This is a genomic window from Chelatococcus asaccharovorans (genome assembly GCF_003201475.1).
Lineage (GTDB): Bacteria > Pseudomonadota > Alphaproteobacteria > Rhizobiales > Beijerinckiaceae > Chelatococcus > Chelatococcus asaccharovorans.
In genome coordinates this window covers 214648-226329 of sequence record NZ_QJJK01000005.1, presented here as the reverse complement: position 1 = coordinate 226329, position 11682 = coordinate 214648, and the positions used below count along the sequence as shown (strand labels likewise).

At 61.5% G+C, this 11682-nt stretch carries 8 protein-coding genes; 7 read left to right on the top strand and 1 reads right to left on the bottom strand.

Annotation, left to right across the window (positions count from 1 at the left end; all coding sequences use genetic code 11):
* Positions 1 to 112 precede the first annotated feature (112 nt).
* Entirely contained in the window at positions 113 to 2116 is a 2004-nt protein-coding gene (locus C7450_RS13235; protein WP_110374919.1) for a thioredoxin domain-containing protein, read from the bottom strand.
* A 106-nt stretch (positions 2117 to 2222) separates the two neighbouring features.
* Between C7450_RS13235 and mnmE the strand changes: the two genes are divergently transcribed.
* The 7 genes from mnmE to C7450_RS13200 all read left to right on the top strand — a co-directional run bounded on the left by mnmE (position 2223) and on the right by C7450_RS13200 (position 11247).
* Positions 2223 to 3557, top strand: a complete 1335-nt coding sequence (gene mnmE, locus C7450_RS13230; protein ID WP_110374918.1) for a tRNA uridine-5-carboxymethylaminomethyl(34) synthesis GTPase MnmE — start codon at positions 2223 to 2225, stop codon at positions 3555 to 3557.
* Positions 3558 to 3635: 78 nt separating this feature from the next.
* The gene (gene mnmG, locus C7450_RS13225) at positions 3636 to 5504 is read left to right on the top strand and encodes a tRNA uridine-5-carboxymethylaminomethyl(34) synthesis enzyme MnmG (protein WP_110374917.1); all 1869 of its coding nucleotides are present in this window, start codon (positions 3636 to 3638) and stop codon (positions 5502 to 5504) included.
* 85 nt (positions 5505 to 5589) lie between these two features.
* Positions 5590 to 6240, top strand: a complete 651-nt coding sequence (gene rsmG, locus C7450_RS13220; RefSeq protein ID WP_110375133.1) for a 16S rRNA (guanine(527)-N(7))-methyltransferase RsmG — start codon at positions 5590 to 5592, stop codon at positions 6238 to 6240.
* A gap of 8 nt (positions 6241 to 6248) precedes the next feature.
* The gene (locus C7450_RS13215; RefSeq protein ID WP_110374916.1) at positions 6249 to 7121 is read left to right on the top strand and encodes a ParA family protein; all 873 of its coding nucleotides are present in this window, start codon (positions 6249 to 6251) and stop codon (positions 7119 to 7121) included.
* Between the two features lie 30 nt (positions 7122 to 7151).
* A complete protein-coding gene (locus C7450_RS13210; RefSeq protein ID WP_110374915.1) occupies positions 7152 to 8039 on the top strand; it encodes a ParB/RepB/Spo0J family partition protein in 888 nt (295 codons plus the stop codon).
* A gap of 204 nt (positions 8040 to 8243) precedes the next feature.
* Positions 8244 to 10193, top strand: coding sequence for an acetate--CoA ligase (gene acs / locus C7450_RS13205; protein WP_110374914.1), 1950 nt, complete (start codon positions 8244 to 8246; stop codon positions 10191 to 10193).
* Positions 10180 to 11247 (top strand): enoyl-CoA hydratase/isomerase family protein, encoded by a 1068-nt coding sequence (locus C7450_RS13200; RefSeq protein WP_245449694.1) that lies wholly within the window; start codon positions 10180 to 10182, stop codon positions 11245 to 11247. The genes acs and C7450_RS13200 overlap by 14 nt, the downstream gene beginning before the upstream one ends.
* Positions 11248 to 11682: the final 435 nt, after the last annotated feature.

Genomic DNA, 11682 nt, shown 5'->3' with positions numbered 1-11682 from the left:
TCAGAGCAAGTTCGCTCGTTGCGGACTTCCTCCGCGCAAAAAATTGTTGCGCCGATTCAGTGATCTGGATGGCATCAGACGATTTCCTGCAATTCGGATCTGTTCCAGGCGCTCACGGCCTAACCATCGCGCGGCCCGATGGCTGCAAAGCACGGGTGAACTCGGCCGGGTCACGGATCGGTAACGAGCAGGTCTGTCCGCGGCAGATAAAGGCAGCGCCTTGGCCTGCCTGGGCGATCCGCGCCGTTGCGGGATGACCGGCTGGCAGATCACGACCATTGTCCAGGTCCGCCACAGTCCGATTCGGATAGGGAACAGATCGGGCAATCTCGAGCAGGGCCCGTCTCTCGGATCCCGCCACCACGATAGCCATACCATTCAGATGGAGATCCAGGGCATTGAGAATGGAGGCGTGATTGAGGGGGGCCGCCTTTGCGCGGCCGGCGATGATCGACAGTGTCTCCTCGATCGATCCCGTCGGGGCGATTGCCGCTAGTCTGACCAGGGCCTCCGCATAGAGCCCGTTGGCATTCGGTGTGGCCTCATCCAGTGTTGGCTGGGGGCGGACGACGAGGTCCTCAGCCCCGTCGGCAACAAGAAACAGCAAACCCGATTCGTCAGCGTAATGATCTGTTAACGCCATATGCCAGCGCTTGGCATCGTCCAGGTAGCCATCTTCTCCCATTGCTTCGTAGAGCGTCAGGGCCGCCAGCATCATGGCGGCATAGTCGGTCGCGAAGCCGGGGACCAGCAGGTTGCCATCGCGCCAGCTGTGGCCCAACAGCCCGTCCTTCACCATCGATTCGGCGATGAAACGATAGGTTTGCCGTGCGGTCTCGAGCCACTCCGGGCGATCGAGGAGCAATGCCGCACGCACGAGCCCGATGATGACCAAGGCGTTCCAGTCGGCGAGAACCTTGTCATCCCGCGCCGGCTGGGGGCGTCGATTGCGGTGGTCGAGGAGCTTTCCCCTGAGATCCGTCAATTTGGCATTCTGTTCCGCATCCGGCTCAAAGGCGCCCTGACGATTCAGAATCGTCCGGCCCTCCCAGTTACCCTCCTCCGTGACACCGTAGGCGGTCTTGAAGAGATCGGCGTCATCCCCAAGCACTGTGTCGATTTCGCCTGCGGTCCAGACATAGGCTTTGCCTTCTTCCCCCTCGGAGTCGGCGTCCAGGCTTGCCGCAAAGGCGCCGCCGGGCATACGCATCTCACGGTCGAGCCAACGAACAATTCCATCCGCCGCATTCACGAAGATGGGTTGGCCGGTACGTGCTGCGGCAAGCGCGAAGAGGGGCAGGAGTTGCGCATTGTCATAGAGCATCTTCTCGAAATGCGGCACGAGCCATCTGTCGTCGACAGAGTACCGCGCAAAACCCCCGCCCAGGTGATCATGGATGCCACCGCGGGCCATCTGTTCCAATGTGAGGTGAAACAACGCCTCGGATTCCGTATCGCCTTCCCGGCTGGCGTGACGCCAGAGCAATTCGAGAAGCATGGGATTGGGAAATTTGGGGGCGCCCTTCAGACCGCCATAGGTCGCATCAAACGCGCGCCCGAGCGTAGCGCCGACACGGGCGAGCCATTCCCCTCCGAGGGTGGCATCCGGGTCGGCGGCGACCCGGGCGCGCAGGCCGCTCAGCAGAGCATTGCGATTGTGAGCGATGCGTCCCGGCTCATCACGCACAAGCCGCGCGACTTCTTTGAGTACGGTTGTGAAGGAGGGCTGACCGAAGCGCGCGGTCGGCGGGAAATACGTTCCGCCCCAAAAGGGTTCGCCGTCGGAGGTCAGGAACATCGTCAATGGCCAGCCGCCCTGCTCGCCGAGCATATGTAGAGCTTGCATATAGATCTGGTCGACATCGGGCCGTTCTTCCCGGTCGACCTTGATATTGATGAAAAGTTCGTTCATCACCATGGCGGTTGCCGCATCCTCGAAGCTCTCGTGTGCCATCACGTGGCACCAGTGGCAGGCGGCATAGCCAACAGACAACAGGATGGGCTTGCCCTGTCGGCGGGCTTCAGCGAGCGCTTCAGCGCCCCACGGCCACCAATCGACGGGGTTGTCGCGGTGTTGCAACAGATAGGGGCTGGTCTGGTTACCCAGGCGGTTCATGCTGTGCTCCGTCCTTGCGTCGTAAGAACTGTGACACGCTTTGCTCGCCAAATCAGGCGGCTTCTGCGCTTGTCGGGCAGGAAGACCTCGCTTTGTGATAACGCCCATGGCTTCGAGAGATCTGAATGAAAACGCCGCCGCGCGGGAAACGATCCTCGCGCTCGCAACGGGTCCTGTCCGATCGGCTGTCGCGATTCTGCGTCTTTCCGGCCCGGCAAGCCGATTCGTACTCGAAACAATTGCCGGGACCTGCCCGGACCCACGCCGCGCGTCCTTACGTCATCTGCGTTCACCCACCACCAACGAGATCCTCGACCACGCGCTTGTCTTCTGGTTTCCGGGACCGGGGAGTTTCAGTGGCGAAGACATGGCTGAATTTCATGTCCATGGCGGCACCGCGGTCATCGGGGCAGTGATCGCGGCCATACTGGACATACCGCGTTGCCGACTCGCCGAACCCGGCGAATTCTCCCGCCGCGCCTTTCTCGCGGGACGCCTGGACCTGAGCGAGGCGGAAGGCATCGCGGATCTGGTGGATGCGGAGACGGAGCTGCAGCGCCGGCAGGCGCTGCGTCAGATGGACGGCGCGCTCTCGACAGCCGTTCAGGGATGGCGCGATCGATTGGTTGATTGTCTGGCCGAGGTTGAGGCGGAACTCGATTTTTCCGATGAGGGCGATGTCCCGGATCATCTGGCGGACGCGGTCCGGCCGCGTGTCGCCGCGGTTCGATGTGAGATCGCCGCGGCATTGGCCGACGGACGTCGCGGCGAACGCTTGCGTCAGGGTTTTACTGTTGTGATTGCCGGCGCGCCGAACGCGGGCAAGTCCACCTTGTTCAATCGTCTTCTTCAGAGAGAGGCGGCTATCGTCACGGCGATCCCCGGCACGACGCGGGATGTACTGGAGACCTCGCTTGATATCGATGGTCTCCCAGTGATCCTCATCGACACCGCAGGTTTACGGTCGACGGAGGATGTGGTGGAGAAGGAGGGCATCCGCCGGGCGCTCCTCCGCGCTGAAGGCGCCGACCTTGTCCTGGCGCTGGAGGCCTTCGATTCGCCACCGCAACCATCGTCCTGGGCCGCGCCCACCCTGCGCCTCTGGACAAAATCCGATCTCCGCCAGGCGCCGGACGCCTTCGAAGGGCTTGCCGTTTCATCGACTGCGGGTGAAGGCATAGCCGAACTCCTGGATGCCATCGCGGATCGTGCGCGGGAAGCCTTGGGGAATGGCGCGGCCCTTGTGACGCGGGAGCGCCATCGCGAGGCGCTGGTCACGGCTCTTGCGGCGCTTGATCGCGGCGTCGAGCTTGATAAGCCGCCGGAACTTTTCGCGGAAGATCTGCGGCTCGCGCTTCGTGGTTTGGGACGGGTAACCGGCCACGTTGGTGTTGAAGACATTCTCGATCGTGTCTTCTCATCCTTCTGCATCGGAAAGTAATATCGCTCCGTTGTTCTGTTTCACGTGAAACGCATGCTTGCTACAAGCGGGGCGGCGTTGGGATCGCAGGAGATCCATATGTTGGGTCAATTTGATGTCGTTGTCGTCGGTGGAGGGCATGCGGGCACAGAGGCCGCCGCCGCCTCCGCACGCCTCGGCGCGCAGACAGCGCTCATTACCCATCGCCAGGCGACCATCGGCGCGATGTCGTGTAACCCGGCTATCGGTGGGCTTGGGAAGGGCCATCTCGTGCGCGAGATCGATGCCCTCGACGGGGTCATGGCCCGCGCGGCCGATGCGGCAGGAATCCAGTTCCGTGTCCTCAACCGCCGGAAGGGGCCGGCTGTACGCGGCCCGCGCGCCCAGGCGGATCGAAAGCTTTACGCGCAGGCCGTTCAGGACGCCCTGGCGGCGACGGCAAACCTGACGATCCTTGAGGCCGAGGTCGATGACATCATCATTTCGGGTGCCGGCGTGTCCGGCGTTCGGCTCGCGGATGGCCGCAATGTGGACTGCGGTGCGGTCGTCATCACGACGGGGACATTTCTTCGTGGTCTCATTCACATTGGCGACGTGAAGCGCGCCGGCGGGCGCTACGGCGAGCCGCCGGTCAACGGCTTGTCCGCCAGCCTGACGCGGCTGGGTCTGTCGCTGGGCCGACTGAAGACAGGAACCCCGGCGCGACTGGATGGCCGGACAATCGACTGGTCGGCGGTGGAGATGCAGGCGGGTGATGATCCGCCCGAGCCCTTCTCGACCTTGACCCAACGTATAACGACACCGCAGATCGCCTGCGGCATCACGCGAACAACCGAAGCGACGCACGCGATCATCCGTGAGAATATCCATCGCTCCGCGATGTTTTCGGGATCGATCACCGGCCGCGGTCCGCGCTATTGCCCCTCCGTGGAAGATAAGATCACCCGCTTTGGCGATCGCGACGGGCATCAGATTTTCCTGGAGCCGGAGGGACTGGATGATCCGACGGTCTATCCCAATGGGATCTCGACCTCCCTGCCCGAGGATGTTCAACGCGCCTTCATTGCGACGATTCCTGGCCTGGAAAACGCGTCGGTGCTGAGGCCGGGCTATGCGATCGAGTATGACTATGTCGATCCGCGCAACCTCAGGCCAACGCTCGAGGTCAAGGCTTGTCGCGGTTTGTTCCTCGCGGGGCAGATCAACGGCACAACCGGTTATGAGGAAGCGGGCGCGCAGGGGTTGATTGCGGGGTTGAATGCCGCCCGCCATGCCGGTGACCAGGGGGACATCGTCTTCGATCGCGCCGAAAGCTATATGGGAGTCATGGTGGATGACCTGGTCACACAGGGTGTGAGCGAGCCATACCGCATGTTCACGTCGCGGTCGGAGTATCGCTTGACGCTTCGCTCCGATAATGCGGACGAACGGCTGACGCCCCGCGGCCTGGCGATCGGCTGTATCGGAACTGAAAGGGCAGATTCCTTCCGTTTGTCGCAGGAGGTCCTCGCTGGCCTCCGGGGTCGGCTCGAGGCGCTGCATCTCACCCCGAATGAGGCCGAGCGCCATGGCCTGTCTCTCAACCGGGATGGGCAGCGCCGATCGGCCTTTCAGCTCCTGTCCTATCCGGGCATCGATATGCGCCGGCTCGCAGCGATCTGGCCCGAATTGTCCGGGGTCTCGGAGCGTGTGGCTGCACGCTTGGAGGCGGACGCCACCTATGCGGTCTATACGGAGCGCCAGGCGTTGGATATCGCGACCTACCGCGCTGATGAATCGGTGAAGCTGCCGACGATCGATTTTCTGATCATGCCTGGACTATCCAACGAGCTAAGGCAGAAACTCATGCAGATTCAGCCCGCGACATTGGGTCAGGCGGCGCGCATCGAAGGGATGACGCCTGCTGCAATGACGCTTCTCGCTGCAATTGCCCTTGGGAAAACGAATCGATTCGTACCCGTTATGTAGTTGACCCTGTTTCACATGAAACATGGGTGGTGTTATACACGATGTGATCGATTCTTCTCCGCAACGATTCGGGCAGCGCATATTCATGACGGCCGTTGGCCATAAAGCCGATCTGGAGCATGCCGGACTTTCCCATGTTTCACGTGAAACGGGAGATCGGTTGCGGGCCTATGTCCATGAGTTGCAGCGTTGGCAGGCGGTCAAGAATCTCGTGGGCCCCGGCACGCTTGATGATGTCTGGCGGCGGCATATCGCTGATTCGGCTCAGCTCCTTCGCGTCCAGCCAAGCGCGCGGCGGTGGCTCGATCTCGGATCGGGCGCGGGTTTGCCCGGCCTAGTCATCGCAATCCTTCTTGCCGACACCGCGGGGGCCGCGGTTCATCTCGTCGAAAGCAATGGCCGCAAATGCGCCTTTCTGCGCGCGGCGGTTCGGGCCACGGGTGCGCCGGCGACGGTTCATGAGGGACGCATCGAAGATGTTGCCCATCAGTTTGTCGGGCGGATCGATGTCGTCACGGCGCGCGCGCTGGCGCCGGTGGTGCGACTGTTGCCTATGGTCAAAGATCTGTTGAGAACCGGATCGGTGGGGATCTTTCCCAAGGGCCAAGATCTAGATGTTGAATTGACCGAAGCGGCTAAATCTTGGAGAATCGTCGCTGATATCGCACCGAGCTTGACGGATGCCGACGCTGGCATCTTGATCGTAAGCGAGGCCCGCGAGCTTGACCGGGAATAGGCCACGCCATGACCGATAGCCATACCATTGAACCGCCGCAGGCCGAACCGGTCGTTCGGAGACTCCATACCCAGAACGTGCGTGTTCTTGCCCTGGCCAATCAGAAGGGCGGGGTTGGGAAGACCACGACAGCCATCAACCTTGGCACCGCGCTGGCCGCCATCGGCGAGCGCGTCTTGATTGTCGATCTCGACCCCCAGGGTAATGCGACGACGGGTCTGGGGATCGATCGCCGAAGCCGGCGAATTTCGACCTATGACGTCATGACCGGTGCGGCCCGGCTCGTGGATGCCGTGATCGAAACGGCGGTCCCCAATCTGGCCGTCGCGCCTTCGACGCTTGATCTCCTCGGGGTTGAACTTGAGATCGCGTCGTCGCGTGATCGGGCGCATCGACTGACCCAGGCGATCAAGTCGGTGTCCGAACCGGTAACGCCCGATGGCCATACCGGCGGTTTTACCTATGTCCTCATCGATTGTCCGCCCTCCCTCAATCTCCTGACGATCAACGCCTTGACGGCTGCCGACGCGGTCGTGGTGCCGTTGCAATGCGAGTTCTTCGCGTTGGAAGGGTTGAGCCAGCTCTTGAAGACGGTGGATCAGGTGCGTGCTGCGCTCAATCCCCGCCTGACCATCCACGGCGTTGTACTGACGATGTATGATCCGCGGAACAATCTGGCGGGCCAGGTGGTGGCCGACGTGCGGCAGTTCATGGGCAAGAAGGTGTATGACACGGTCATACCGCGCAATGTCAGGGTGTCCGAGGCGCCATCCCACGGTAAGCCGGTCTTGCTCTATGATCTCAAATGTGCCGGCGCTCAGGCCTATCTGAAGCTGGCGTCGGAAGTCATTCAGCGCGAGCGTAGCTTGTGCGCAGCGTGACTGCAGCCTGTGCCGTTCTGGAGAAGACCTATGGCCGATGATCCCGCACGCTCCCGCCTTGGCCGTGGCCTTGCGGCCCTCATCGGTGATGTCGGGGAGGAATTTGGCGCACTGGAGCGTACGCGCACGCCGGGCCAGCGTCTCGTCCCGGTTGAATTCTTGCGCCCCAATCCGCGGAACCCGCGTAAAGCTTTTGTCGAAGAGGACCTTACCGAGCTCGCGGATTCCATCCGGCAGCGTGGGGTGATTCAGCCCATTGTCGTGCGCTCTCTGCCGCATCTCATCGACGTCTTCGAGATCATCGCGGGTGAGCGGCGCTGGCGAGCGGCGCAGCGCGCCGGCCTGCATGAGGTCCCGGTGGTCGTTGTCGAAGCGGACGACAAGACCGCGCTTGAAATCGCGATCATCGAAAACGTCCAGCGTGCCGACCTCAATCCCATGGAGGAGGCGGCGGGCTATGAGCGACTCATCGCCGAATTCGCGTATTCCCAGAATGATCTGGCGCAGGTCATCGGCAAGAGCCGGAGCCATGTTGCCAATACGCTCCGCCTGCTCAAACTGCCGGTCGGCGTGAAGGATCTGGTGAATGACGGGCAGTTGTCGGCGGGCCATGCCCGCGCTCTGCTCGGATTGGAAGATCCGGAGGCCGTCGCACGCCAGGTCATCGAGAAGGGCTTGAATGTCCGTGATGTCGAGCGCATCGCCCAGGACGAAGCGCGCGACAGTGGGAAGGCCAGCATTCCGCGCAGCCGTACGAAGGCCGAAAAGGATCCTGACACGCGCGCCCTCGAAAAGGCGCTCGAAGACGTCCTTGGATTGGCCGTAACGATCAGTCACCAGGCGCGCGGCGGTGAGATGCGCATCCGTTATCTCACCTTGGATCAGCTCGACGCGCTTTGCCGCCGTCTGCAGGGATGATATCCGCAGCGAATGAGTGTCGCATGCATGCGACACTTCGCACCATCGACTAATGTTCTAGTGATTTCAATCCATTCCTAGCCATTATTCCAATATCGTTCGGCGTGCGTTGCGCTTGCCGAGCGACGGCTCGATTCGCATAATCAACTAAGCCACGGTTGGTTGCGTCAGCCTTCGTTTCATAAGCCGACCGGGAGGAAACCAATGTCGGACAAGATCTATCCGGTGCCCGCGGATTGGGCTGCACGCGCTTATGTGGACAAGGCGCGCTATGAGGCCATGTACCAGGCTTCGATTGAAGATCCTGAAGGCTTCTGGGGTGAACACGGGCGTCGCATCCACTGGTTCGCGCCCTATACCAAGGTGAAGAACACGAGCTTTGCGCCCGGCGCGGTTTCGATTCGGTGGTACGAGGACGGCATTACCAATGTCGCCTATAACTGCATCGATCGGCATTTGCCGGAGCGCGCGGATCAAGTCGCGATCATCTGGGAAGGCGACGATCCGAGCGAACAGAAGCATATTACCTATCAGGAACTTCACGACGAGGTGGCGCGCTTCGCCAATGTCTTGAGGCTGCGCGGCGTCGAGAAGGGGGATCGCGTCACGATCTACATGCCGATGATCCCGGAGGCGGCCTATGCGATGCTCGCCTGCGCGCGGCTCGGCGCCATCCACTCCGTGGTCTTCGGTGGTTTTTCACCCGATTCGCTGGCCGGCCGCATCACGGACTGTGGTTCCAAGGTCATCATCACCGCGGACGAAGGCCTCCGCGGCGGCCGCAAAATCCCGCTGAAGATCAATGTCGACGAAGCCATCGCGATCGCGGGCGGTGTCGAGCATGTGGTGGTGGTGCGCCGGACAGGCTCGCCGGTCAACATGGTGCCGGGCCGCGATGTCTGGTGGCATGATGCCGCCGCGCTGGTGACGACCGAATGCCCTTGCGAGGAAATGGGGGCGGAAGATCCGCTCTTCATCCTCTACACGTCGGGTTCGACCGGCAAGCCCAAGGGCGTTCTGCACACCACAGGCGGCTATCTCGTCTACGTGTCGATGACCTTCCAGTATATCTTCGATTATCACGGCGGCGAGATCTTCTGGTGTACTGCCGACGTGGGCTGGGTCACCGGGCATAGCTATATCGTCTATGGGCCGCTGGCCAATGGTGCCACGACGCTCATGTTCGAGGGCATCCCGACCTATCCCACGAAATCCCGCATGTGGGAGGTGGTGGACAAGCATAAGGTCAATATCTTCTACACCGCGCCTACGGCGCTGCGTGCGCTGATGCAGGCCGGCGACGAGCCTGTGAAATCGACGTCACGTGCGTCCCTGCGCCTCCTCGGCTCGGTGGGCGAGCCGATCAACCCGGAAGCCTGGGAGTGGTACCATCGCGTCGTCGGCGACGACCGCTGCCCGATCGTCGACACCTGGTGGCAGACGGAAACGGGCGGTGCGCTCATCTCGCCGTTGCCTGGCGCAACGGATCTCAAGCCGGGGTCGGCTACGCTGCCGTTCTTTGGCGTGCAGCCGGAGCTTCTCGACGCGGACGGCAAGGTCATCGAGGGGGCCGGGGCTGGCAATCTCGTACTGAAGGATTCCTGGCCAGGACAGATGCGCACGGTCTACGGGGACCACGCGCGCTTCATGGAGACCTATTTCTCCGCCTATCCCAATCGCTATTTCACGGGTGATGGCTGCCGGCGCGATGAGGACGGCTACTACTGGATCACCGGCCGTGTCGATGACGTGCTGAATGTGTCGGGCCATCGGCTTGGCACGGCGGAGGTCGAATCGGCCCTGGTTGCCCATGAGTATGTCTCGGAGGCGGCTGTCGTCGGTTATCCCCACGACATCAAGGGGCAGGGGATCTACGCCTATGTAACCTTGATGGTCGGCGTCGAGGCCTCGGACCAGTTGCGCAAGGATCTAGTGACCTGGGTTCGTCACGAGATCGGCCCGATTGCAACGCCGGATCTGATCCAGTTTGCGCCGGGCTTGCCCAAGACTCGGTCCGGCAAGATCATGCGGCGCATCCTCCGCAAGATCGCCGAGGATGAACATGGTAGCCTCGGCGATACCTCGACGCTCGCCGATCCTGGCGTCGTCGACGATCTGGTCACAAACCGGCTGAACAAGCGTGCGGGCACCTGACAGCGAAGCAGAGCTGACTTGGGATGGAACCGACGCGCCTGTTTTAGTCGCGCGTCGGGGGGCTGTTCTCCATATCAGGCTCAACCGTCCCAAGGCGCTCAACAGCCTCACGCTGGAGATGATCCGGATCATCGCCGCGGCGCTGGACGTGGCGGAGAAGGACACGGCGGTGGGCCTTGTCGTCATCGACGGCGCAGGCGAGCGTGGTTTCTGTGCAGGTGGGGATATTCGCTCCGTCAGCGAAAGCGGTCGGGCCGGTGACGGCATCGCGCAGGCTTTTTGGCGCGCCGAATACGCCGTGAATGCGCGCATCGCTGCGTTTCCCAAACCGTATGTCGCCTTCATGGATGGTATTACGATGGGCGGCGGCGTTGGATTGTCCGCCCATGGCAGCCATCGGATCGTTACGGAGCGGACCCGCCTCGCGATGCCGGAAACCGGTATAGGCTTCATTCCGGATGTTGGCGGAACCTGGCTGCTGGCGCGGGCGCCAGGTGAAACCGGCACCTATATGGGGCTCACCGGCAACAGCGTGGGGGCGGCGGATGCCATTTTCGCCGGCTTCGCCGATTCGGTCGTGCCGTCAGCGCATTGGCCTGCCCTGCTGGCCGCGCTGCTGGCGCTACCATCGTCCGCGGCGGCAGGCGATGTGGACGCGGTCATTGCCGCATTCAGCGAGCCAGCCGGGCAATCCCTGCTGTCCGAGCAGCAATCCCTGATCGACCGTGCGATGCGCGCGGATGATCCGTCAGGGATTGTTGACAGTCTGAAGGCCGATGGTTCGGCTTTCGCCTTGGAGACAGCAGACACCATCCTCAGTCGTTCGCCAACCAGCGTGACGGTCACGCTGGCTTTGCTGCGTCTCGCCCGGCAGTCGCCTTCGCTTGAGGCTTGTCTCGCCCGGGAATATGCGGCGGCCTGCCAAACCCTCCGGGGGCATGATTTCTATGAGGGCGTGAGGGCGGCGGTGATCGACAAGGACAGGCATCCAAACTGGTCGCCGGCGACGCTATCTGAGGTGAATGCTGCAGTTGTTGCAGCACATCTTCACTAGGAGAACAGTAGTAAACCCGGTATTCAATGTATCCAAATTGCAGTATAAGTGATTCGAATTCGATGCCGATGGACGTCCATTCAAACAACGCTATGATCCGGGCGATCTTCTGTATGGTACAATGAATGCTCGGCCAAATTATCTTAAAGCTGGGGTCTGAATGAACGGTGGTGCCGTATCCAACGATTGATGGTTACTCACTAACCGAGGAGGAGGCGCGTCGCCGCAATCGTTCTGGCCCGCAGCATGAGATATCCTCGCTTCAGCGCAGCTTTTGGAAGCACCTATCGATTCACTCTAAATATTCGAAAGCCCTATCTTATCGTGATGAAGGAAAGGATAATAATATAGACTATAGTTTTGATGAAACGCGCTTGAGTATAAAAGGTGAACTATACTGATTTTCCCGCGGAGATGTGAACTTCCAGGCTTTGT